The sequence below is a fragment of the Mycobacterium genavense ATCC 51234 genome, from assembly GCF_000526915.1.
Classification (GTDB): Bacteria; Actinomycetota; Actinomycetes; order Mycobacteriales; family Mycobacteriaceae; genus Mycobacterium; species Mycobacterium genavense.
On record NZ_JAGZ01000010.1, the window covers coordinates 1 to 22,150 of the forward strand.

At 66.1% G+C, this 22,150-nt stretch carries 19 protein-coding genes, 1 tRNA gene and 7 pseudogenes; 11 read left to right on the forward strand and 16 right to left on the reverse strand.

The genetic code is table 11. The features are described from left to right. A pseudogene (locus T428_RS29490) lies at window positions 1-1,219 on the forward strand (MCE family protein); the annotation flags it as partial. A 65-nt stretch (window positions 1,220-1,284) separates the two neighbouring features. Here T428_RS29490 and T428_RS0119155 read toward each other — a convergent pair. The 3 genes from T428_RS0119155 to T428_RS0119165 form a co-directional block, all read right to left on the reverse strand. Beyond that, window positions 1,285-1,374: transfer RNA gene (locus T428_RS0119155), tRNA-Ser, on the reverse strand. Window positions 1,375-1,403: 29 nt separating this feature from the next. Then, the gene (locus T428_RS0119160) at window positions 1,404-1,862 is read right to left on the reverse strand and encodes a nucleoside deaminase (RefSeq protein WP_025737756.1); all 459 of its coding nucleotides are present in this window, start codon (window positions 1,860-1,862) and stop codon (window positions 1,404-1,406) included. Beyond that, window positions 1,859-2,380, reverse strand: coding sequence for a tRNA adenosine deaminase-associated protein (locus tag T428_RS0119165; protein WP_025737757.1), 522 nt, complete (start codon window positions 2,378-2,380; stop codon window positions 1,859-1,861). The genes T428_RS0119160 and T428_RS0119165 overlap by 4 nt, the downstream gene beginning before the upstream one ends. A 143-nt stretch (window positions 2,381-2,523) precedes the next feature. Here T428_RS0119165 and T428_RS0119170 point away from each other — a divergent pair, with 143 nt between their 5' ends. After that, the gene (locus tag T428_RS0119170) at window positions 2,524-3,468 is read left to right on the forward strand and encodes a prephenate dehydrogenase (RefSeq protein ID WP_025737758.1); all 945 of its coding nucleotides are present in this window, start codon (window positions 2,524-2,526) and stop codon (window positions 3,466-3,468) included. On the opposite strand, the gene T428_RS0119175 is transcribed toward T428_RS0119170, so the two are convergent. The 5 genes from T428_RS0119175 to T428_RS0119195 are packed head-to-tail and all read right to left on the reverse strand — an operon-like array spanning window position 3,431 to window position 7,520. Continuing rightward, window positions 3,431-3,985, reverse strand: coding sequence for a putative glycolipid-binding domain-containing protein (locus tag T428_RS0119175; RefSeq protein WP_036468470.1), 555 nt, complete (start codon window positions 3,983-3,985; stop codon window positions 3,431-3,433). The genes T428_RS0119170 and T428_RS0119175 overlap by 38 nt on opposite strands. Window positions 3,986-4,032: 47 nt before the next feature. Further along, complete coding sequence (locus T428_RS0119180; protein WP_025737760.1) at window positions 4,033-4,776, reverse strand: ABC transporter permease; 744 nt, start codon at window positions 4,774-4,776, stop codon at window positions 4,033-4,035. Then, window positions 4,773-5,456, reverse strand: coding sequence for an ABC transporter permease (locus tag T428_RS0119185; protein ID WP_025737761.1), 684 nt, complete (start codon window positions 5,454-5,456; stop codon window positions 4,773-4,775). Before T428_RS0119185 ends, T428_RS0119180 begins: the two co-directional genes overlap by 4 nt. A 2-nt stretch (window positions 5,457-5,458) precedes the next feature. Then, window positions 5,459-6,550 carry an ABC transporter ATP-binding protein gene (locus T428_RS0119190; protein ID WP_025737762.1) on the reverse strand — a complete coding sequence of 364 codons (1,092 nt, stop codon included), beginning with the start codon at window positions 6,548-6,550 and terminating at the stop codon, window positions 5,459-5,461. Between the two features lie 22 nt (window positions 6,551-6,572). Continuing rightward, on the reverse strand, window positions 6,573-7,520 hold the full coding sequence (locus T428_RS0119195) for an ABC transporter substrate-binding protein (protein ID WP_025737763.1): 948 nt from the start codon (window positions 7,518-7,520) through the stop codon (window positions 6,573-6,575). A 102-nt stretch (window positions 7,521-7,622) separates the two neighbouring features. On the opposite strand from T428_RS0119195, the gene T428_RS0119200 reads away from it, so the two are divergent. Further along, a complete protein-coding gene (locus T428_RS0119200) occupies window positions 7,623-7,994 on the forward strand; it encodes a LapA family protein (protein ID WP_025737764.1) in 372 nt (123 codons plus the stop codon). Here T428_RS0119200 and T428_RS0119205 read toward each other — a convergent pair. Both T428_RS0119205 and T428_RS0119210 read right to left on the reverse strand, forming a co-directional pair. Beyond that, entirely contained in the window at window positions 7,991-9,037 is a 1,047-nt protein-coding gene (locus T428_RS0119205) for a phosphotransferase family protein (RefSeq protein WP_025737765.1), read from the reverse strand. The two genes, T428_RS0119200 and T428_RS0119205, sit on opposite strands and share 4 nt — an antisense overlap. Window positions 9,038-9,046: 9 nt before the next feature. Next, window positions 9,047-9,655 (reverse strand): histidine phosphatase family protein, encoded by a 609-nt coding sequence (locus tag T428_RS0119210; RefSeq protein ID WP_025737766.1) that lies wholly within the window; start codon window positions 9,653-9,655, stop codon window positions 9,047-9,049. A gap of 148 nt (window positions 9,656-9,803) precedes the next feature. On the opposite strand from T428_RS0119210, the gene T428_RS0119215 reads away from it, so the two are divergent. From T428_RS0119215 to T428_RS0119240, 6 genes and pseudogenes are all read left to right on the forward strand, one after another. Beyond that, the gene (locus tag T428_RS0119215; RefSeq protein WP_025737767.1) at window positions 9,804-10,475 is read left to right on the forward strand and encodes a class I SAM-dependent methyltransferase; all 672 of its coding nucleotides are present in this window, start codon (window positions 9,804-9,806) and stop codon (window positions 10,473-10,475) included. A gap of 182 nt (window positions 10,476-10,657) precedes the next feature. Continuing rightward, window positions 10,658-11,692, forward strand: coding sequence for a phosphotransferase family protein (locus T428_RS0119220; RefSeq protein WP_036468493.1), 1,035 nt, complete (start codon window positions 10,658-10,660; stop codon window positions 11,690-11,692). A 1-nt stretch (window position 11,693) separates the two neighbouring features. Beyond that, window positions 11,694-12,450 (forward strand): annotated as a pseudogene (locus T428_RS29495) (SDR family NAD(P)-dependent oxidoreductase). A gap of 16 nt (window positions 12,451-12,466) precedes the next feature. Further along, window positions 12,467-13,773 (forward strand): annotated as a pseudogene (locus tag T428_RS29500) (acyl-CoA dehydrogenase family protein). After that, window positions 13,770-14,380 (forward strand): annotated as a pseudogene (locus tag T428_RS29505) (TetR/AcrR family transcriptional regulator). The pseudogenes T428_RS29500 and T428_RS29505 overlap by 4 nt, the downstream one beginning before the upstream one ends. Continuing rightward, window positions 14,380-15,348: an NADPH:quinone oxidoreductase family protein gene (locus T428_RS0119240; RefSeq protein ID WP_025737769.1), complete on the forward strand. Its 969-nt coding sequence runs from the start codon at window positions 14,380-14,382 to the stop codon at window positions 15,346-15,348. The pseudogene T428_RS29505 and the gene T428_RS0119240 overlap by 1 nt, the downstream one beginning before the upstream one ends. 1 nt (window position 15,349) lies before the next feature. On the opposite strand, the pseudogene T428_RS29510 reads toward T428_RS0119240, so the two are convergent. Then, window positions 15,350-17,230: pseudogene (locus T428_RS29510) on the reverse strand (alkyl/aryl-sulfatase). 167 nt (window positions 17,231-17,397) lie between these two features. Here T428_RS29510 and T428_RS0119250 point away from each other — a divergent pair. Continuing rightward, a complete protein-coding gene (locus T428_RS0119250; protein ID WP_025737770.1) occupies window positions 17,398-17,874 on the forward strand; it encodes a lipoprotein LpqH in 477 nt (158 codons plus the stop codon). Between the two features lie 31 nt (window positions 17,875-17,905). Here T428_RS0119250 and T428_RS29515 read toward each other — a convergent pair whose 3' ends face one another. The 5 genes and pseudogenes from T428_RS29515 to T428_RS0119270 form a co-directional block, all read right to left on the reverse strand. Next, on the reverse strand, window positions 17,906-19,399 hold the full coding sequence (locus T428_RS29515; protein WP_051465286.1) for a sensor histidine kinase: 1,494 nt from the start codon (window positions 19,397-19,399) through the stop codon (window positions 17,906-17,908). Continuing rightward, on the reverse strand, window positions 19,377-20,081 hold the full coding sequence (locus T428_RS0119260; protein WP_025737771.1) for a response regulator transcription factor: 705 nt from the start codon (window positions 20,079-20,081) through the stop codon (window positions 19,377-19,379). Before T428_RS0119260 ends, T428_RS29515 begins: the two co-directional genes overlap by 23 nt. 112 nt (window positions 20,082-20,193) lie before the next feature. Next, complete coding sequence (locus tag T428_RS33310) at window positions 20,194-20,349, reverse strand: DUF6131 family protein (RefSeq protein ID WP_169718170.1); 156 nt, start codon at window positions 20,347-20,349, stop codon at window positions 20,194-20,196. A gap of 11 nt (window positions 20,350-20,360) precedes the next feature. Further along, a pseudogene (locus T428_RS34900) lies at window positions 20,361-20,596 on the reverse strand (hypothetical protein). Window positions 20,597-20,894: 298 nt separating this feature from the next. Next, on the reverse strand, window positions 20,895-21,836 hold the full coding sequence (locus T428_RS0119270) for a class I SAM-dependent methyltransferase (RefSeq protein WP_025737772.1): 942 nt from the start codon (window positions 21,834-21,836) through the stop codon (window positions 20,895-20,897). A 135-nt stretch (window positions 21,837-21,971) separates the two neighbouring features. Here T428_RS0119270 and T428_RS29520 point away from each other — a divergent pair. Further along, window positions 21,972-22,109 (forward strand): annotated as a pseudogene (locus T428_RS29520) (nuclear transport factor 2 family protein); the annotation flags it as partial. Window positions 22,110-22,150 lie beyond the last annotated feature (41 nt).

The following is a 22,150-nucleotide window of genomic DNA, read 5'->3' on the forward strand; positions in this document are numbered from 1 at the left end:
GTTGCGTTTCGGCGGGTGTGCGCCTTCGGCTGCAGCGTGGTGGTGTCGGCCGCGGGATGCGGGTTCCAGGGCGTGAATTCGTTGCCGTTGCCCGGTGCGGTCGGACGGGGGCCCGGCGCCAACATCTTTCACGTCGAGTTGCCGAATGTCGGGACGATGGAATCGAATTCGCCGGTGATGATCGACGACGTCGTCGTCGGCAGTGTCGGTGAGATGCGGGTGCAGGGCTGGCATGCCGACGTCGAGATCTCGGTCAAGCCCGATGTCGTGGTTCCGGCCAACGTGCTGACCACCGTCGGTCAGACCAGCCTGCTGGGCTCGATGCATGTGGAGCTCAATACCCCGCTGGGCCAGCAGGGCAGCGGTCACCTTCAGCCCGGCGCCACCATCCCGCTGAGCCGCACGACGGCCTACCCCTCGACCGAGCAGACGCTGTCGTCGCTGGGCGCGGTCGTAAACGGCGGTGGGCTGGGGCAGATCGGGGAGGTCATTCACAACTTCTCGACCGCGCTGTCGGGGCACGCGGGTGCCGCGCGTGATCTGCTCAACCGCCTGGACACGTTCGTGCGGACGCTAAATGACCAGCGGGACAACATCGTTGAGTCCATTCAGGCGCTCAACCGGCTTGTCGGCACGTTCGCGGTCCAGCGTGACGTGTTGACCGAGGCTTTACGCAAGATTCCGCCTGCGCTCGATGTGTTGATCAAGGAACGCCTGCGATTGACCGAGGCCCTGGATCACCTGCGGACGTTCAGCGATGCCGCCAATCGGTTGGTCAACGACGCGCAGGACGACCTGGTCAAGAACCTCAGGAACTTGGAGCCGACCCTCAAAGCGCTCGCTGATGTCGGACCCGAGCTCGGGATGGCGGTGGCGGCGCTGTTTTTGTTCCCCTTCAACCAGAACTTCGTCGACCGCGCCGTGCGTGGCGACTACTTCAACATCACCGCCGATCTGGACCTGACGATTCCACGGCTCAAACGCGGACTGATGTTGGCTCAAACGCGGACTGATGTTGGGGACCCATTGGGGACAGCCGGACATGCCCGTACCGCCGGCGCCCGGGACCCCGTTCCGCATGAACTACACCCTCGATCCGCTGCATGACCCCGTGCGGCCACCGTGGGTGGATCCCAATACGCCGCCGCTGCCCGCACCGCCGCCGGGATTCGGCCCGCTGCCCGGACCGCCGCCGGTCACGGCGCCGGCGGGCGGATAGGCGAAATAGGGCCTCACCTGTGGTTTTCCCACGGCATTGTTGGCTGGTTTTCCCCACGGCATTGTTGGCGGTGGCGGAGGGATTTGAACCCTCGGACGGTGTTAGCCGTCACACGCTTTCGAGGCGTGCTCCTTAGGCCGCTCGGACACGCCACCGCCGAGCAGTTTACAGAACCAGCACCGGCTCACCCCAATCGCTGCCGGGCGAAGAACTCCTCCAGCGGCGCGGCGCACTCGGCAGCGAGCACACCACCGCGCACTTCGGGCCGATGATTGAGCCGGCGGTCGCGGACCACATCCCACAGCGATCCGACCGCTCCGGTCTTGGGTTCCCACGCGCCGAACACCAGCCGCGCCACGCGCGCCAGCACCAGAGCACCGGCACACATCGTGCAGGGTTCGACGGTGACCGCCAGCGTGGCGCCCTCCAGCCACCACCCGTCACCCAGCACGGTCGCCGCCGCGCGAATTGCCAACACTTCCGCGTGCGCGGTCGGATCACCAAGTGCCTCACGGGCGTTCGCCGCGCGGGCGAGTTCGGTTCCGTCGGCCGCGACAATTACCGCACCGATCGGCACGTCACGCGGGCCCGCCGTGGCGGCGACTGCCAGCGCGGCGCGAATCAGCTCTTCGTCCGAAATCACCGACCGAGACGGTCGATCACCGCCGACAGCTGGTCGGCAAAGCCCATTTCGCGGGCGATGCGGCCCAATTGCTCGTCGGCGTAGAGGTCGGACTCGTCGAGGATGACGCCAAGCACCGCCTCGGGCAGCCCGATATCGGACAGCAACCCCAGATCGCCTTCCTCGAACGGCTCCGAGTCCTCGAGGTCCTCGGGATCGATGTCGGCGTCCAGACTGTCCAAAACCTCGGCGGCGATGTCGTAGTCCAATGCCGCCGTGGCATCCGACAGCAACAGCCGGGTTCCCGACGGCGCGGGCCGGACGATCACAAAGAACTCGTCGTCGATGTCGAGAAGCCCAAACACCGCTCCCGCGCTCCGCAGTTGACGCAACTCTGTCTCGGCGGCGGCCAGACTCGTCAGCGACTTCGGGGCCATCACCGAACACCGCCACTGGCCCTCTTCGCGCACGACGGCGACGCCAAAGCCGTCCGGTGTATCCACGGACGGGCCTTGCGTTGCTGCCCGCTCTCGTCCCATGGGCGCCTACGCTAGTCGCTGACCAGGCGGCTTGACCAGACAGCGCAAGCCACCAGCGGGACCTGGGGCCTCCGTTGTCGGTGCAACTGTGCCAACCTTGGTCTGTGTCGTGGACGCCGGCTGGGACCGGGAACAAGCCCCCGGTGTGTGTTCTCGGATTGGGACTCATCGGCGGCTCCGTCATGCGCGCGGCCGCGGCCGCGGGCCGGGAAGTGTTCGGCTACAACCGCTCCGTGGAGGGCGTGCGCGGAGCGCTCGCCGACGGCTTTGCCGCGACGACCGAGCTCGCGGACACCTTGACCTACGCCGCCGATACCGGCGCCCTGATCGTGCTGGCCGTGCCGATGCCCGCCCTGCCGGCCATGCTCGCCCACGTCAGCGAATTCGCCCCGAAATGCCCGCTCACCGACGTCACCAGCGTCAAGACCGCGGTGCTCGACGAGGTTGTCGCGGCCGGTCTGCAGGACCGGTTTGTCGGCGGACACCCGATGACGGGCACCGAGAGCTCGGGTTGGGCGGCCGGCCACGCCGGGTTGTTCACGGCGGCACCGTGGGTGGTCAGCGTCGACGACCACGTGGACCCGGTGGTGTGGTGGATGGTGATGACGCTGGCGCTGGATTGCGGCGCGGTGGTGGTTCCGGCCAGATCCGACGAGCACGACGCCGCGGCGGCCGCCATCTCGCATCTGCCGCACCTGCTCGCCGAGGCGTTGGCGGTGACGGCCGCGGAGGTGCCGCTCGCCTTCGCGCTGGCCGCCGGGTCCTTCCGGGACGGCACCCGGGTAGCGGGCAGCGCCCCGGACCTGGTGCGCGCGATGTGCGAGGGCAACACCGCCCATCTGCTCAGCGCGGTCGACCGGGTGATCGACCTGCTCAGCCGCGCCCGCGACTCGCTGGACTGGGACAACTCGGTGGCTGAACTCGTCGAGGCCGGCCACGCGGCGCGAATGCGCTACGACCGCTTCCCGCGCTCCGACATCTTCACCGTCACGATCGGCGCACCCGACTGGCGTGAGGAGCTGGCCGCCGCCGGGCGGGCCGGTGGGGTGATCAGATCCGCTCTGCCAATCCGGGATAGTCCACGATGAACCCGTCGGTGTCGACGCTCACCGTGGTGTCGGCGACCGGTGAACGCAACTTGATCCCCTCGGGGGCTCCCTGCCCGGTGTAGCTCACCGTCGCGGCGGTGACGGTCATGTCGGGCACGTTGACGTAGACCACCGGCAGCGCGATGGTTTCGGCCCGCTCGTGCAGCCCCAGCCGGCGGATGGGCAGCGCGTTGAAGAACGGGCTGAAGACCACGTCGACGTCGAGCGCGCCGTTGTACCCCTCGCGTCGACCGCCCTGGTGGTCGGTGACCATCCACATGTTCTCTTCGTCGCGGGCGATCGCAAGCTGGCGTTCCCGCTCGGCGAGGGTGATCGTCAGCCCGAACCTCTTGGTGGCTCCACTCTCGTCGGTCTGTACTTCGTAGAAGGCCCCGAATGCCGGGTTGGTCGCCGTAGTCGCGGCCACGATGCGGCCGGCAGCCCTAATTCGCTTGCCGGACACCTGTACTCGCACCGATTCCATGCGGGAGATATCCGGCGCGCGCCAGGTCAGCATCGCGGGCCAGACGCGCTCAGTCGGGTCAGAGGGGCTGTTCACACTCCCTACCGTAAAACGTGCCCACCGGCCGCGTCAGGCTGGTCGGCAACTGCGGTCACCGTCACATCGACACGCCGGGTAGGCCTGCGCAACCGTCCGGTGCCCGGCACGGAAATCCAGACCGCCATGGCCAGCAGTCCGTCGAGGATCAGCGCCAGCCCCGCCACCATCAGCGCCCCGACCAGGGCGAGCTGGAATTCACGTTCCTTGATCCCGTCGATCAGGTAACGGCCCAGCCCGCCGAAGCTGGCGTACGCGGCCACCGTCGCCGTGGCGACCACCTGCAGCGTCGCGTTGCGCAGCCCGCCGAGAAGCAATGGCATCGCGTTGGGCATCTCGACGCGCAGCAGCACCTGGGCCTCCGTCATGCCCATCGCCCGCGCGGCATCGACCACCACCGGGTCGACGTTGGCGATACCCGCGTAGGTGCCCGCCAGCAGTGACGGCACACCGAGCAGCATCAGGGCCACCAGCGGCGGCCCGGGCCCCAAGCCGAACAGCAGCACGCCCAGCAGCAGCACCCCGAGCGTCGGCAGGGCGCGCAGCCCGTTGACCGCGCCCACGACCAGCAGCGTGCCGCGGCCGGTGTGACCGACGATCATCCCGATGGGAATGGCGATCAGCGCCGAGGCGCCCACCGCGACGACGGTGTACTCCACGTGCTCCAAGATCCGCGCCGCAAGGCCGACCGGGCCGGTCCAGTTGTCGACCGTCAGCAGATAGGACACCGCCTGGCCGATGAAGTTCATCGCGCGCCTCCTACCACCGGAGCGAGTACGGACCGGCGCCGCGGGGCACCCGCGTGCGACCAGGGCGTGGCGAGCCGGCCGGCCACCACGATCGACACGTCGATGACGACGGCCAGTGCGAACAACACGATGATGCCGGCCAGAATCTGGTCGCTCTTGTCGGTCTGGTACCCCTCGGTGAACCAGGTGCCCAGGCCGCCGATCCCGATCACCGACCCCACCGACACCATCGCGATATTGGTCACCACGACCACCCGCAACCCCGCAACCATCACCGGAATCGACAGCGGCAGTTCAACTTTCAGGATGCGCTGGACGGGCGAGTAGCCGACCGCGGTGGCGGCGTCACGCGCCTGAGCCGGCACCGCGTCCAGCGCTTCGAGCACCGCGCGCACCATCAGCGCGGTGCTGTAGGCGGTCAACGCGACCAGCACGTTCGCCTCGTCGAGGATCCGGGTTCCGATCACGACCGGCAGGGCCACGAACAACGCCAGCGACGGGATGGTGAACACGACACTGGCAATCGCGGTCGTCAGCCGCCGCGCGGTCGATGCACGCTGCACCAGCACCCCCAGCGGGACCGCGATCACCAGGCCGATCAGCACCGGCGCCAACGACATCCGCAGGTGGATCACGGTCAGGGTCCAGGCGTCGCCGAGGTGGCCGAGCAGGTAGTGCATGGTCAGCTCCGCCGCTGCGATTCGACCGCGGCCAACACGTCGGCGGCCAGCACTCCCCCGACGACCCTGCCGTCGTCGTCGACGGCGAGGCCCACGGTCGACGGCGACGACAGCGCCGCGTCGAGCGCGTGGCTGAGATTGCCGCCGGGGCGGAACAACGCGCCGACGGCGCTCATGCTGTCGGTCAGCGACGCACCACCGCAGTGGCGCTGCAGACCCTCGCCGTCGATCCAGCCCAGCGGGCGGCCGTCATCGTCGACCACCACCGCCCACCCGACGAGTGAACGCTCGGTGAGGCCGCTGGCGGGCAACGTGTCGACGGCGTGCAGCGGCAGGCCATTCGAGTCGTTCAGCTGCAGCCACCGGTAGCCACGCCCCAGACCGATGAACTTGGACACGAAATCGTTGGCCGGTCGCGAAAGTACTTGGGCGGGTTCGTCGTACTGCTGCAGCGCGCCACCGCGCCCGAAGATCGCGACTCGATCGGCCAGTTTGAGTGCCTCGTCGATGTCGTGCGTGACGAACACGATGGTTTTGTGCAATTCGCTTTGCAGGCGCAGCATTTCGTTTTGCAGCTCGAGGCGAACGACCGGGTCGACGGCCGAGAATGGCTCGTCCATCAACAGGATCGGCGGATCGGCGGCCAGGGCGCGCGCTACGCCGACGCGTTGTTGTTCACCACCGGACAGCTGCGCCGGGTAGCGGTTGGCGAGCCTGGCGTCCAGCCCGACGCGTTCGAGTACCTGGTAGGCCGCCTTGCGGGCCGCGCGACGCGGCTGCCCTTGCAACACCGGCACCGTCGCGACGTTGTCGATGACCCGCTGATGCGGCATGAGTCCGGCATGCTGGATCACGTAGCCGATTCCGAGCCGCAGCTTGACCGGGTCGACGCCTCGGACATCCTTCCCGTCGACGGTGATGGCGCCCGACGTCGGTTCGATCATCCGGTTGATCATTCGCAGTGCGGTGGTCTTGCCACTTCCGGAGGAGCCGACGAAGACCGTCAGCTGCCCGCTGGGAACCATCAGGCTCAGCCGATGTACGGCGGTGGTCCCGTCGGCGAATGTCTTGCAGACATCGTCGAAGACGATCACCGCGGCACCCTCCAGTCGACCGTCATTGTGTAATCGGATGGTTGAAGCCGTTGTCCCGCACCCAATTTCGGGCCGCCTGGTCAGGATCGATGCCGGAGTTGCCCGCCACGGCCGCGTTGAGTGCGGCCAAGCCGGAAGTGGACAGCTTCGCCGAGACCGCATCCAGGACGGTCTTGAGAAGATCGGACTTCTTCTGCGAATTGACCAGCGGCACAATGTTTCCGGCGACGAAGTTGTGTTCGGGGTCCTCGAGCACCACCAAATGGTTCTGTGGAATCGCCGGCGAAGTCGTGAAGATGTTGGCCGCGTTCACCTGTCCCTCCACGAGCGCACGCACCGCCACCGCACCGCCGCCGTCGTTGATCGCGACGAAATTGCCTGGACTGATATTGAGGGAGTACTTCTGGCGCAGCCCGGGCAGCCCGGACGGTCGACGCTCGAAGTCCGACGGTGCGCCGAATCTCACCTCCGGCGAGTGAGCGGCCAGGTCGCCGATGGTTTTGAGGTTCCACGCGGCGGCGGTTCCGCTGGTGACACTGACCATGTCGGTATCGGAGGCCGGGGACGGCGTCAGAACCGACAGGTCGCCCGGCAGTTTCTGGTAGAGCTCCAACTCCACGGCGTCGAGCATGGTCGCGGTCGAGTTGGGTGCGAAGTACCGAAGCAGATTGCCGACATATTCTGGCACCAAATCGATGGAACGGTCTTTGAGCGCCGGGATGTACGTTTCGCGACTCCCGATGCCCATCCGCCGTCCCACGTCGAAACCGTTGGCCTGCAACGTTTGTGCATAGATCTCGGCAACGATCCGAGATTCCGGGAAGTCTGCGGACCCGACCACGATGGACTTCATGCTGCGCAGCTGCGGCGCCAGCGGGTCGGAATTGCTGCAAGCCGCAGCCAAGCAAGTGACCAGGAAGCACACTGCCAGCGGGATGATCACGCGGTGGCTGCGCCGCAGCATCCTCATACCGCTGACACTAACGGCAGAACCGGCCCGGGCGCTGCGGCCGAAACAGCCGGTTTGCCCGGTTTGGTTTCATTCCGGCCGGGATGGGACAAAGATAGACCCATGAGCAGCACCAACCCCGGCTCGCCGGGTAACCCGCCGCCTAAACCCACTCCGACGTCTTCCCCCGAGCCCATGCCACCGGTCGGCGCGCACCCCAAGGAACCCGCCATCGGGTTCACCCGCGCCGGCGCGCTGTGGTCGGCCCTGATTGCGGGCTTCTTGATCCTGATCCTGTTGCTGATCTTCATCGCTCAGAACACGACCTCGACGGCGTTTAAGTTCTTGGGCTGGCATTGGAGCCTGCCGCTGGGTGTGGCCATCCTGTTGGCCGCGGTCGTCGGCGGGCTGATCACCGTGGCCGTCGGCACCGCGCGGATCCTGCAGTTGCGTCGCGCGGCCAAGAAGCAACACGCGGCCGCCACCCGCGGCTAGCCCGGCAGTTTGGCCAGTTCGGCCAGTCCACGCGAGATCAGCGGCGCGACAACCTCTGGCATGTGCTCGGACTCCTTGCCGCTGGCCTGATCCGCCACGCGCCTGCGGAAGTCGATGCCGGCGGCGATGATGGCGAGCTTGAAGTACGCCAACGCCATGTAGAACTCCCAGTGCGCCAGCGCCAATCCGGAGACCAGCGAGTACCGGTCGGCCAGCTCGTCGGCCGTCGGCAGCAGCGGCGAGGTCCAGGCGGCTTGGGCTTTGACGATCAGATCCAGCGCCGGGTCGCGGTATACACACATCAACGCCGCGTCCGACAGTGGATCCCCCAGCGTCGAGAGTTCCCAATCGACGACGGCGCGCACCCGGGTGGGATCGTCGGCGTCGAGGATGGTGTTGTCGATCCGGTAGTCGCCGTGCACGATCGAGGTGCGACTCTGCGGCGGAATGGCTTGCTGCAGACCGGAGCGCAGTCGCTCGACATCGGCGTCGCGATGGTCGTCGGACAGCCGCACCAGCTCCCACTGCGAGCCCCAGCGGCGCACCTGGCGTTGCAGGTAACCGCTGGGCTTGGCGAAATCGGCCAGCCCCGCGGCATTCGGGTCCACGTTGTGCAAGTCGACGAGTACCCGAACCAACGAGTCGACGCATTTGTCGATCACGGTGTGGTTGAAGGCTTCGAGTTGAGCGCGCCGGCGCACCACTTGCCCGGCTACGAACTCGACGATCTGGAACGGCGCACCCAGCACGGAGTCGTCCTCACACAGCGCGATCGCGCGCGCCACCGGAACGGGCGTGTCCTGCAGTGCCGCCACGACTTTGTACTCCCGGGCCATATCGTGCGCCGACGGGGTCAACCCGTGCAGCGGTGGACGCCGCACCAGCCAGCTCGTCTTGTCGTCGTAGACCCGAAACGTCAGATTGGAGCGGCCGCCGGAGATGACGTCCCCGCGCAATTCGCCGTCGCGCTCGATGCCGAGCGAACGCAGATACCGGTCCAGCGCGGGCAGGTCCAGCCCGTCGAGTCGATCAGCCGAAGTCACCGCACTTGTCTACCATCGCTGATTTCGCGGCAACAGGTCCCACACGTGTTCGACCCCGTTGACTCCCGCCACCGTTGCCTGGCCGGTCCGCGAATACAGCAACCGAGTCACCGATGCGTAGTCGACGGGAAATGACAACAGCCGCGCCGTGCCGAGGATTTCGTGCAGCAACAGGTTGATCACGCCGCCGTGGCTGAATACGGCCACGGTGTCCTCGGGGTCCGCCGAGGCGACGAGATCGTCGATCGCCGCCCGGATTCGCGCCCGGAACGCGTGTTCGTCGACCGCACTGGGAAGGTGGCCCTGGGCCATTCGCTCCCATTCTTTGGGGTTTTCCTGACGGATCTGCTCGACGGGGATGTACACGGGAAGGTCGCGATCGTATTCGGCCCAACGTTCGTCGACCTCGACGGCGAGGTTCCGGGCCGCCGCGACCGGTTCGGCGGTCTGGATGGCGCGCCGCTGTGGGCTGCTGATGACGCGCGAGATCGGAAACCTGGCCAGCGCCTCGGGCAGACGCGCGATCTGGGCCACCCCCTCTTCCGACAGGTCCGGGTCGGAACCCTGGCCGTGTTCGCTACGCAGCGGCAGCGCGTGCCGGACCAGAAGCACTTGCATGGTTCTCCTGTCGTCGGATGTGGTTCGCAGTTTCTCATCGCGCGAGGCCGCCGCGTGCGGCCGGCCCATGCCGGAGGGACAACTAGGCTCCGCTACGGGGAGCGGCCCCCGCCTAATCTGCAAGGGAGGCTTATCTCGAGGAGGACAGATGACCCAGCCGAGCATCGATTGGGACGCCGCCTACCGACAAGAATCACCACCGCCATGGAGCATCGGCCAGCCGCAGCCCGAGCTGGCTGCGCTGATCGATCAGGGCAAGATTCGCAGCGACGTGCTGGACTCCGGCTGCGGCCACGCTGCCCTGTCGCTGGCCCTAGCCGCGCGCGGCTACACGGTCGTCGGACTGGACGCGAGCGCGACCGCGATCGACGTCGCAACCGCCTCCGCCGCCGAACAAGGGTTGACGACAGCGACTTTCGCGCAAGCCGACGTCACTTCCTTCGGCGGCTACCCGCCCGGCTCCGAAGTCCGGTTTTCCACCATCCTGGACAGCGGCCTGTTCCACGCCTTGCCGCCCGAGGGGCGACCGGGCTATCTGCAGTCGATCTTTCGCGCGGCCGCACCCGGTGCGACGCTCTACATCCTGACGTTCGCCGCCGGGGCGCTCGGCGAACCCGGCGACCGGCCCGGACCGCGCGGCTTCACCGAGACGGAATTGCACGACCCGGTCGCGACGCTGTGGCAGGTCGACGATGTCCGGCCAGCAAAGGTCTACGGCAACGACGCCGCCCTCGACACCGAATTGCCGAACGCCGAACACGATGGCGAAGGGCATTTCATGGTGCCGGGGTTTCTGCTCGCCGGGCACAAGCCGGACTAACGGCAGGCCGCCCGTTGTAGCATTGGCCACCGCAGGCGGCCTGCCGTTCGCCGAACGTGCTCTGGTGGCGAGATTTTGGCGAATTTCTCACCCTCAGAGCACGTTCGACGCCGAGGCCGGTGCACGAGCCGGCGCAGCCCCACCGCGGAGAATGCTATTCTCCGCGGTGGGGTGTGCGGACAATGACGACCGGACTGGACCCGGGTGTGCTGGGCCGATGGCTGGATGACAACGACGCTCCGGGACATGGCGAAGAACCGCGCCTGGAGCAGCTCAAGGGCGGTTCGCAGAACACCCTGTATCTGATTCGGCGCGGCGACGAGCACATGGTGCTGCGGATGCCCGGCACCCGCGCGGACGCGGCCCGCATCGACGGCCTGCGGCGCGAGATCCGGCTGGTGCGGGCGCTGTCGGGCACCGATGTGCCGCACGCCGAGCTGATCGCGGCCGACGACACCGGCACCGTGCTCGGCATGCCGTTCTACCTGATGCGCGCAATCGACGGGTGGAGCCCGATGGACGGCGGCTGGCAACCACCGTTCGACACCGACCTCGACGCCCGGCGCGGGCTCGCCTTCGAACTCGTCGAGGGCGCCGCCAAGCTGGGCCGAGTCGACTGGCGCGGCCAAGGACTCGACGGCTTCGGCCGGCCCGACGGATTCCACGACCGGCAGGTCGATCGTTGGCTGGCGTTTCTCGACGCATACAGGGTGCGCGAGTTGCCCGGCCTGAACGAGGCCGCCGATGGGCTGCGCCGCAACCGGCTCGCGCAGTACAAGCCACGGATAATGCACGGCAACTACCAGTTCGCCAACGTGATGTTCGCGCACGGCGGCCGGGCCCGCCTCGCCGCGATCGTGGACTGGGAGATGACGACGGTCGGCGATCCGCTGCTGGACCTGGCCTGGTGCCTGCTGGGTTATGACGGCGAAAACCCCAAGGGCGACGGCTTTTACCTCGACATGAACGGGATGCCCACGCGCAGCGAATTGCTGGCGCACTACGAGAAAGTCAGTGGGCTGTCCACCGAAAACATCGACTACTACCTGGTGCTGGCCAACTGGAAACTCGGCATCGTCCTCGAAAAGACCTACGCCGCCGGCGTGCGCACCAGAAAAGTGGACCCCAAGATCACCGACGCGTTCGGGCCGATGATCCTTACCCTCATCGCGACAGCGGCCGAATTGGCTCGCAGCCTGCCGACGAGAGGTCGCTGAAATGGGTTATCCCGACCAGCTTTTCGACCTTACCGATCGCGTAGTGCTGATCACCGGCGGTAGCCGTGGCCTGGGGCGCGAGATGGCATTCGCCGCCGCCCTACTGCGGCGCCGACATGGTGATCGCCAACCGCAACATCGACAACTGCGTGGCGACCGCCAAGGAGATCGAGGCCGAAACCGGACGTTCCGCCATGCCCTACGGGGTGCATGTCGGGCGCTGGGACCAACTCGACGGTTTGGTCGATGCGACGTATGAAAGGTTCGGCAAGGTCGACACCCTGATCAACAACGCGGGCATGTCACCCCTGTACGACAAGCTGAGCAACGTCACCGAGAAGCTGTTCGACGCCGTGGTGAACCTGAATCTCAAAGGGCCGTTTCGGTTGTCGGCGTTGGTGGGCGAACGGATGGTGGCCGCCGGCCGCGGCTCCATCATCAACGTGAGCTCCACCGGATCGCTGCGGCCCAACGGCGGCATCATCCCCTACGCGGCCGCCAAGGCCGGGCTCAACGCAATGACCGAAGGGCTGGCGCAGGCCTTCGGGCCGACGGTGCGGGTCAACTCCCTGATGGCCGGGCCCTACCTGACCGACGTCAGCAAGTCCTGGGACCTGGCCGGCAACAACTTCAGCCATCTCCATCTGAAACGCGCCGGCGATCCACGCGAAGTCGTCGGTGCCGCATTATTTTTGGCGTCCGACGCGTCCAGTTTCACCACCGGGTCGATACTGCGGACCGACGGCGGAATTCCCTAAAGGTAGGAGTATTCGAATGTCATGGGACTTCTCTACCGAGCCCGAGTTCGAGAAAAAGCTCGCCTGGATTCGCGAGTTCGTGCGCGAAGAGGTGGAGCCGCTCGAGGTCCTGTTCCCGGGCTGCGAATTCCTGCCACTCAATGACGAGCGCCGGCGCATCGTCGACCCGCTCAAGCAGCAGGTCCGCGACAACGGCTTGTGGGCACCGCATCTCGGGCCGGAGCTGGGTGGTCAGGGCTTCGGGGCGGTCAAGCTGACGTTGATCAACGAAATTCTGGGCCGCAGCCCTTGGGCGCCGATCGTGTTCGGCACCCAAGCGCCCGACACCGGTAACGCGGAGATCATCGCGCGCTTCGGAACCCAGGACCAGAAGGACCGCTACCTGTCCGGATTGCCGTCCGGGGAGATCTTCTCCTGCTTCTCGATGACCGAACCACAAGGCGGCGCCGACCCCCGCGTGTTCACCACCCGCGCCGTGCGCGACGGCGACGACTGGGTGATCCCGGCCGAAAGTACTTCTCCTCCAACGCTTCTGTCGTGTTGTTCTTCATCGTCGTGGCGATCACCGATCCGGACGTACCGGTCCACCGCGGGGCGTCGACGTTTCTGATTCCCGCCGGCACCGAGGGGCTGCGCTTGGAGGCCAACCACCACCTGGTGGGAGCGGACCCGCACGGGCCGGGGCATTCGCTGGTGCACTACGACGACGTGCGAGTGGGAGCGGACGCCCTGCTCGGCGAACCCGGTCAGGGCTTCCTGATCTTGCAGACCCGGCTGGCCGGCGGGCGACTGCATCACGCAATGCGCTCGATCGGGATGGCGCAGCGCGCCGTCGACATGATGGCGCGGCGCACGAAAAGCCGCTTCACCCCGGGCAGCCCGCTGGCCGATAAGCAGCTGGTCCAGGAGTTCGTCGCCGATTCCTACACCGAGCTGATCCCGTTTCGGCTGACCGTGCTGCATGCCGCGTGGCTGATCGACAACGGTGACGAGCATGCCGCGCGCGCCGAGATCGCCGCGTGCAAGATCCTGGCCTCGCAGGTTTTGAAATCGATTGCGCTGCGGGCGAGCCAGGTGCACGGCGCGCTGGGGCTCACCGATCAGCTGCCGCTGGTCAACGTGCTGCTGGGCGGCGTCGCGCTCGGGCTGGCCGACGGACCGACCGAGGCGCACAAGGTCAACCTGGCCCGGATGCTGCTCAGGAGCTATGAGGCCGAGGAGGGCGAGTGGCCGAGCGAGATGCTGGATGTCCGTCGCGCTGCCGCCCGGGAGAAGTACGGCGCCCTGGTCGGAAGCGTTCCGGCACATCCACATTCGCTATGATCAACAGAGTGGCGGCGGCTGTCGAACGCGCTTTCGACGACCAACACCGTGGCGCGACAGCGGAGGTCGAACGCATCCTGGAGGCCGCGGTGCGGGTGATGGAGCGGGTCGCGCCCGAGGCGCCTCGGGTCAGCGACATCGTCGCGGAGGCCGGCTCGTCGAACAAGGCGTTCTACCGGTATTTCGCGGGCAAGGACGATCTCATCCTGGCGGTGATGGAGCGCGGCGTCGGGATCGCCGTGTCCTATCTCGAACACCAGATGGCCAAGGAGGCCAAACCGCGGGACAAGATTGCCCGTTGGATCGAGGGCACCCTGGCCCAAGTCGGCGAACCCGACCTGATCAGGAAAAGCCGTGCGGCGGCCGGTCAGTTGGCAACCGCGACAAATTGGCGGATGATCGATCACGAGATGATGCGCCCACTGCGGGACCTGTTGATCGAACCGGTTGCCGCACTGGGAAGTACCGACGTCGAGCGCGACGTCGAGGTCGTGTTCTGCTGCACGGCGGCGACGATGCGGCGCTACATGGGCTCCACCGTTCGACCCGAGCCGACGACATCGCGCATGTGGTGAGGTTTTGTCTCAACGGTCTGGGAGTCAATTGATGCGTGCTGTTGTCTGTCGCGCCTACGGTCCACCGGAGAGCCTGGTGCTCGACGACGTCCCGGAGCCCGTCCCGGCGCCCGGCCAGATGTTGGTGCGGGTCCACGCCGCCGCCGTCAACTTTCCCGACGTGCTGTTCATCGCCGGCAAGTACCAGGTCAAGCTCCCGCCACCATTCATACCGGGCAATGAGGTTGCCGGGGAAGTGATCTCGGTCGGCGCGGGTGCGCCGTTTCGCCCGGGACAGCGGATTGCCGGAACCACCTTCGGAGCGTTCGCCGAGCAAGCACTGCTCGATGCGACGCAGGCGTCGCTGGTGCCCGACGACGTCGATTACGCATCGGCCGCGGCGTTCGGCGTCACCTACCGCACCGCATATCACGCACTGCGTACGACTGCCGGTGTGAAAAAAGGGGATTGGGTCGTCGTGTTGGGCGCTGCCGGCGGAGTCGGTCTGGCCGCGGTCGACCTGGGCGTGGCAATGGGCGCCCGGGTGCTGACCGCGGCGTCCAGCCCGGACAAACTCGAACTGTGCCGGTACCGTGGCGCCGAGGCCGTCGTGGACTACGACCGCGACGACCTCAAACTGCGCATCCGTGAACTTACCGGCGACGCCGCTCGAGTGGTCCTGGACCCGGTCGGCGGATCGTATTTGGAACCGGCGCTGCGCAGTTTGGCCCGCGGCGGCACTTTTGTCACGCTGGGCTACGCGGCGGGCACCATACCGGCGATCCCGCTCAACCTCGTGATGCTTAAAGATATCTGCGTGCGCGGCATGGAGATTCGCACGTTCATGGCCGACTACCCCGATGAGTACGTCCGCGATATCGAAGAACTGACCCAGATGTTCACCGCGGGCACGGTCCGTCCGTACATCGGCGCGCGGTTTCCGTTGGCCGAGGCCCCGGCCGCACTGCGATACGTTGCCGATCGCAAAGTCCTGGGCAAGGTCGTGATCGACGTCGCCTGACCTACGGCGTGACGATGTTGAAGTTCGGGTTAGGCTTTTCGAGCACGTCGAGAAACAGCCGCAGCGCGTTCTGATCGCCGGAGATGTCCAAACCCGGCGACGTGAAGTCGCCCATGGCCGTCTGCAACAAGCGAAACTTGTTATCTAGCTTGACGGTAACGGTCGCCGTTGCGGGGTCGGCCGCGACGTTGCGATAGACGAGCACCCCGTTGCGCAGGGTGAACCGGTAGTTGGTGGCCAAATCGGCGAAGGTGATGTCGATGGCAATATCGAGATCCCAACTGCGCGGCCCGTTGACACGGATCGCGAGACCGTCGAAGATCTGTTCCGGCGTCAGCTGGGACAGCATCGTCGACGACGTGATCTGTCCCGCTGATCCGAAGTTGCCCTCCCGCAATTCGGTTGCCCCGCTCATGAAGAAGTTGCGCCACGTCGCGTTCTCGGCGCCATAGCCGAGTTGCTCCAAGGTGTCCGCGTACAGCTCACGCGCCGCGGCATGCTCACTGTCGGTGAACACGGCATGATCCAACAGCGTCGCCGCCCAACGGAAATCGCCGACATCGAACGCCTTCTAGGCTAGCTCGACCACGCGGTCGATGCCACCCATCGCGTCGACATAGCGAGGCGCGAGCGCCTCAGAAGGATGCGGCCAGAGTCGGCCCGGGTTGCCGTCGAACCAGCCCATATAGCGCTGATAGACGGCCTTGACGTTGTGACTCACCGACCCGTAGTAGCCCCGGGTGTGCCACGCCTGATCCAAAGCCGTTGGCATCTGGAACATTTCGGCAATCTCGACACCGGTGTAGCCCTGGTTGAGCAGGCGCACCGTCTGGTCGTGCAGGTAGGCGTAGAGGTCGCGCTGCAGCGACAGGAACTTGACGATGTTGTCCCGTCCCCAGGTCGGCCAATGGTGCGAGGCGAACACCACCTCGGCGCAATCGGCGAAAGTGTCGATGGCCTCGGTGAGATAACCCGCCCAGGCGTGCGGATCGCGGACCAGTGCCCCGCGCAAGGTGAGCAGATTGTGCAGGTTGTGGGTGGCGTTTTCGCCCATGCACAATGCGCGTAAACGTGGGAAATAGAAATGCATTTCAGCGGGAGCCTCGGTGCCGGGCGCCATCTGGAATTCGATCTGGACGCCGTCGATCGTGTGGGTCTCGCCGGTCTCCCGGATGTCGATGGTGGGCACGATGATAGCCACCTCGCCCGTCGACGGAAGCTGCCCGAGCCCGCAACTCACCTGCTCTTGAGGCCCGCGCGCCAACAGGCTGCCGTACATGTAGGTCGCGCGCCGCAGCATCGCGGGCCCGGCATAGACGTTCTCCTGCATGGCATGCGCGGTGAATCCTTCCGGCGCCAGCACGACGACCGCGCCGGCATCCACGTCCGCCTGCGAAGTCACCCCCAGCACGCCGCCGAAATGGTCGACGTGGCTGTGGGTGTAGATCACCGCTACCACCGGGCGGTCGGCGCCACGGTGGGTGCGGTACAGATCCAGGGCCGCGGCGGCCACTTCGGTGGACACCAACGGATCGATGACGATGATCCCGGTGTCACCCTCGACGAAAGTGACGTTGGAGATGTCGAAGCCGCGGACCTGATAGATGCCCGGGACCACCACGTACAGGCCTTGTTTGGCGTTGAGGATCGATTGCCGCCACAGGCTGGGATGCACTGAGGTTGGCGCGTCGCCGTCGAGGAAGGCGTAGACGTCGTTGTCCCACACCCTTCGTCCGTCAGCGGCCTTGATGACGCAGGGCGACAACGACGCGATGAATCCACGATCGGCGTTGTCGAAATTTGTTGTGTCATCCCAGGGCAGGGCATGTGCACGGTGCGCCGACCCGATGGCTGCGGTGGGGGGCTTGTGGTCCACCGGCAATACATTGCCATAACCGGCCCGTGCCCGAAAGGATGCGTTGAAAGCCGACGGGTTAACCGGGACGAAACAATTTCGCGGAACCTCTTTTATGCGGCCCGGCAAACACGGCATACTGCGTTGACAGGCCTCATCGTTGAGGACCGCAACGATCGGGCAAAGGAGAACAGGTGAAGCGTGAACTGACGGTCGCGGTAGCCGGAGCTGCAATTCTGGTCGCCGGCATTTCCGGCTGTTCCAGCGACAAGAAGAGTTCGAGTGGTTCCTCGTCGGGCGCAAGCACTTCGTCCAGCTCCAGCGGAGGTGGCGGTGCGAAGGTGATCGTCGACGGTAAGGACCAGAACGTAAGCGGCTCGGTCGTGTGCACAACGGCAGTCGGCAGCATCAACATCGCGATCGGCGGGGCCGCGACCGGCATCGCCGCGGTGCTGACCGACGCCAACCCGCCCCAGGTGACATCCGTTGGGCTGGGCAATGTCAACGGCGTGACGCTCGCGTACGCCGCGGCCGGTGGCGGCGGCAACGCCTCGGCCACCAAGAACGGCAACAGCTACAAGATCACCGGTACCGCCACGGGCGTCGACATGGCCAATCCCACCCAGCCGGTGAACAAGCCCTTCGAGATCGACGTAACCTGCAATAGCTAGTTAGGCGAGGCTGCGGGCGGTTGCCACCCTCCTAAAGGACACTGAGTGGCAACCGCACCGTGAACTCGGTGTGACCGGGTGAGCTGTCGACGGAAATCGTCCCGTTGTGCGCCTTGACGACAGCGGAGACGATCGCCAGCCCCAGCCCGGTACTGCCGCCCTTGCGCGACCGTGAAGTATCGCCGCGGGCGAACCGCTCGAACACCTCCGACTGCAGAGCCGCCGGAATGCCGGGGCCGTTGTCGATCACCTGCAGCACGCTGTGCGTCGCGTCGGTGCTCAACCGCGTCGTGACGACGGTCCCCGAGCCGGTGTGGATCCGCGCGTTGGCAAGCAGATTGGTCAACACCTGATGCAGCCGTGCCGCGTCGCCGAGGACGACCACCGGTTCCTCGGGCAGGTCGAGCTCCCATTGATGCTCCGGTCCGGCGACGTGCGCGTCACTGACCGCGTCGACCGCCACGCGGGACAGGTCAACGGGTTCGCGCTCCAATGGCCGGCCGGAGTCCAACCGGGCCAAGAGCAGTAAGTCCTCGACGAGCCGCGTTATCCGCTCGGTCTCCGACGCGACGCGACTCATCGCATGTGCCACCGCTTCCCGGTCGTCGCCCATCCGCTGGGTGAGTTCGGTGTAGCCGCGGATCGCGGCCAGCGGCGTCCGCAACTCATGACTCGCGTCGGCGACGAACTGCCGAACCCTTGTCTCGCTGGCCTGCCGCGCCGAGAGTGCGGCCGCGATATGGTCGAGCATTCGGTTCAACGCCGACCCGAGTTGTCCCACCTCGGTAGAGGGGTTGGCGTCGGATTCGGGAACGCGTACCGGCAGTTCGACCTCGCCGCGGTCCAACGGCAGATTCGAAACCCGGCGCGCGGTTGCCGCGACGCGGCGCAGCGGTGCGAGTGCTCGCCTGATGATCACCATCCCCGCGATCGTCGCTGCGGCCAACACGATTACGGTGACGATCCCGAAAATGACCAGCATCTGGATCAGTGTCGCATCGACCTGGTCCATGGACAGTCCGGTGACGATCACGTGGCCGCCGCGCCGGCTCGGAGCCGCGACGACGCGGTACCGCCCGAGGCCGTCGAGATCCACGGTCACCGGCTTGCGGCTGCCGGCGATGGCCGCCAGCTGATCCTGGGCCTTGTCGGTCAACGCGGCCCGGGAACCGATGCTGGTCAGGTAGCCCGCGTCGACCGTCTTGCCGCCGCTGACCACCGCGGCGACCATGCCCGCCGGCTGCCCGGGAGCGTCGAGGAACCGGGGGCCGGGGCCGGGCCGCGGGTTGAAGCCGTGGTCGTGACGCCATCTCGGTCGGTTCGGTTCGGGGTACATCAGCGCCGAGCGGTGCGAGGTCCCGCCCAACTGTCCGTCCAGCTGACGTATCAAGTGATGGTTCAGCGAAAGGTCGGTTGCCGTGGTGATTCCGACGCAGACCAGGGCCAGAACGATGACCTGCCCAACCAGCAGCCGTAGCCGAAGCGACCAGACGCGCCGTGCCCTAGATGGCGGGCTTGAGGACATAACCCGCCCCGCGCAGCGTGTGGATCATCGGGTCGCGGCCGTTGTCGATCTTCTTGCGCAAGTAGGAGATATACAGCTCGACGATGTTGGACCGACCACCGAAGTCGTAACTCCACACCCGGTCCAGGATCTGCGCCTTGCTCAGCACCCGCTTGGAATTGCGCATCATGAACCGCAGCAGCTCAAACTCGGTGGAGGTCAACGAAATTGGCTCACCGGCGCGGGTGACCTCGTGGCTGTCCTCGTCCAACACCAAGTCGCCGACGACGAGCTGTGCGCCGCTGTCCAGCGTGGTGACGCCGGTGCGCCGCAACAAAGCGCGCAGCCGGAGCACGACCTCTTCGATGCTGAACGGCTTGGTGACATAGTCGTCGCCACCGGCGGTCAACCCTGCGATGCGATCTTCGACCGCATCCTTGGCCGTCAACAACAGCACCGGCAGCTGCGGATTCTCTTCGCGCAGTTTGTGTAACACCTCGAGCCCGCTCATGTCGGGCAGCATCACGTCGAGTACGACGACGTCCGGGCGCTGGGCACGAGCGGAGGCGATTGCCGACGATCCGTCGCCGGCGGTTGCGATGTTCCAGCCCTCGTACCGCAGTGCCGTCGACACCATTTCGGACAATACGGATTCGTCGTCGACGACCAGCACGTTGATCGGATTGCCGTCCGCGCGGCACATGACAACGCGCTCCACGGAGGTTCGAGGCTGCGTCACAGGTTCCAGTATCCGCGTCCGACTGGGCCGACGCTATGACATTCCTTTGTGTGTCCTGTGAAACAGCAGCTGGTGCCTAGTACCAGTACCGCCTGCCGGCGACCGGGCGGCCGATCGAGCCGAGGATCCACATCACCGCGCCGATGACGATCAGGACAATGCCGATCGTCCACAGCAAAGGAATGGCGAACAGATATCCGAGAATGAGTAGGACTACGCCCAAGACGATCATGACAGACTTCCTTACGTGAGCGACACTAGATTGCTATGCATTGAACTGGGTTGCGGCACATGGCAATCCTTGACTTTGGGGTTGACGCCCCCGTGGTTCAACGGCCCCGCGACCACTGTCAGCGCGATGTTTCCCACTGTGACACAATTTGTTTGCCCAGTTTCAAAGTATCCGCGTTGCCATGCCGCGAAGACTCCGTAAGCAGCCACACCAGGACGATCGCGCCAATAATTCCGCGACCACGCATCGTGACCTCCGTTGTGTTCGAGAACGATATTCCCGTCGGCTAGCGATACCCGTTGGACGTATGTCTAAACCTCGGCGTGGCTAACTTCTTGGACCCGCTACGAGTGGGCCGCCAGCCATTGCTAGGCGCGCCTCTTGGAGGCCCGGGACAGCCACGCGTCCTGGATCAGCTCGGCGAGATTTCTGCCAGTCGACTACCACGCACCCGCACCGAGGGATAGCCGTCGAAGGGGGCGGTGGTGAAGAACGGCGAGCCGGAATCAGCCAGCGGCGGTTCCGAATTCGACGCCCATCACGCCTTAGCGGCGGCGCTGCGCGGACACATACAGGGTGGTCGGCATGGCGTCGTCGGCACCGTCCGGCAGGGCGCGGTCATAACGCGCCATCAACTCCGGGAAGCTTGCCGCCTGCACCTCCCAGCCATGCTCACGCAGCCATTCATCGACCGGGGTGCGTTCCTCGGCGTACCAAAGGTCGTCCACGTCGGTGATCTCGGCGTCGACCACCTCGGCGATCGCGGCCCGCATGCGCTGCGCATCTTCTCGCTGGCGCCGCACCCGCTCGGGGTCGGTAAAGCCTTTGCTCGGCACGTTGGACGCCAGCCAACTGCCCGGCGCGCTGAGCGAATGCATGCGCTCGAACAACAGGTCCTGTGCCTGCGACGGCAGGTAGCGCACCAACCCCTCGGCCGACCAGGCGGTGGGTTTCGACGGATCAAATCCTGCTTCCCGCAGTGCCTTTGGCCAATCCTGACGCAGATCGATCGGTATGGTCACCAGCATTGCGGTGGGGTCCGCGCCGTGTTGTTTCAACGTGGCCGTCTTGAAATCCAGCACTTTGGGTTGGTCGAGTTCGTACACCACGGTGCCGACCGGCCACGGCAGCCGCCACGAGCGGGAGTCAAGCCCCGACGCCAAAATCACCATCTGCCGGACGCCGGCGTCGGCCGCACCGAGAAAGAACTCGTCGAAGAACGCCGTCCGGGTGGCCATGAAGTCGACCATCAACTGTGTTCGCGTGCGCACCTCGGGCTCGATCTCGACCGCCTTGGCCAACAACTCGGGATCGGCGTAGATGCTCCACATCCCCTCCCCCACGGCGTTGACGAAGACGCGCGCGAACGGGTCGTTGATGAGCGGGTTCTCGCTTTCGGTCTCGGCGGCGCGGGCGGCCGCAACACCGAGCGCGGTGGATCCCACGCTCGGTGTGATGTCCCAGGAATCGTTGTCGGTCCGCGGCATCGCCAGTCCTCTCCCACCCTGATAGTCGATTGCGTTCACTATTCTTCCAGCCGCCGACGGCTCTTGGCACTCGTTGCGGGTCACTTACGCTGTCTTCACAGAGGGCCCACAGGTAAGGAGTGCCGCGATGACCCGGACGGCGACGTGTTGTTCCTCGAATGGGCCGCCGAGTCGGCGGCCAACCGGGTCGACGACGGCGTCGACACCTTCGTCTTCCGCGACGGCATGATTCGCGCGCAGACCGTCCGGTACACGCCGAGACGTCGCGAGTAGGTTCACACCCCGTGGAGCACGTGGACTTGGACGCCGTCGCG

What these genes read in the sequence shown, in the direction of transcription:
- T428_RS0119200 (WP_025737764.1), top strand. Translation starts at nt 7,623, where the DNA reads ATGAGCAGCACCAACCCCGGCTCGCCGGGTAACCCGCCGCCTAAACCC.
- T428_RS0119260 (WP_025737771.1), bottom strand. Translation starts at nt 20,081, where the DNA reads ATGTGCCGCGCGGACGGCAATCCGATCAACGTGCTGGTCGTCGACGAC.
- T428_RS0119175 (WP_036468470.1), bottom strand. Translation starts at nt 3,985, where the DNA reads ATGCTGACCTGGCGCGCGCCGGATATCTCCCGCATGGAATCGGTGCGA.
- T428_RS0119180 (WP_025737760.1), bottom strand. Translation starts at nt 4,776, where the DNA reads ATGAACTTCATCGGCCAGGCGGTGTCCTATCTGCTGACGGTCGACAAC.
- T428_RS0119270 (WP_025737772.1), bottom strand. Translation starts at nt 21,836, where the DNA reads ATGCCGCGGACCGACAACGATTCCTGGGACATCACACCGAGCGTGGGA.
- T428_RS0119240 (WP_025737769.1), top strand. Translation starts at nt 14,380, where the DNA reads ATGCGTGCTGTTGTCTGTCGCGCCTACGGTCCACCGGAGAGCCTGGTG.
- T428_RS0119220 (WP_036468493.1), top strand. Translation starts at nt 10,658, where the DNA reads ATGACGACCGGACTGGACCCGGGTGTGCTGGGCCGATGGCTGGATGAC.
- T428_RS0119215 (WP_025737767.1), top strand. Translation starts at nt 9,804, where the DNA reads ATGACCCAGCCGAGCATCGATTGGGACGCCGCCTACCGACAAGAATCA.
- T428_RS0119165 (WP_025737757.1), bottom strand. Translation starts at nt 2,380, where the DNA reads ATGGGACGAGAGCGGGCAGCAACGCAAGGCCCGTCCGTGGATACACCG.
- T428_RS29515 (WP_051465286.1), bottom strand. Translation starts at nt 19,399, where the DNA reads ATGTCCTCAAGCCCGCCATCTAGGGCACGGCGCGTCTGGTCGCTTCGG.
- T428_RS33310 (WP_169718170.1), bottom strand. Translation starts at nt 20,349, where the DNA reads ATGATCGTCTTGGGCGTAGTCCTACTCATTCTCGGATATCTGTTCGCC.
- T428_RS0119185 (WP_025737761.1), bottom strand. Translation starts at nt 5,456, where the DNA reads ATGCACTACCTGCTCGGCCACCTCGGCGACGCCTGGACCCTGACCGTG.
- T428_RS0119210 (WP_025737766.1), bottom strand. Translation starts at nt 9,655, where the DNA reads ATGCAAGTGCTTCTGGTCCGGCACGCGCTGCCGCTGCGTAGCGAACAC.
- T428_RS0119195 (WP_025737763.1), bottom strand. Translation starts at nt 7,520, where the DNA reads ATGAGGATGCTGCGGCGCAGCCACCGCGTGATCATCCCGCTGGCAGTG.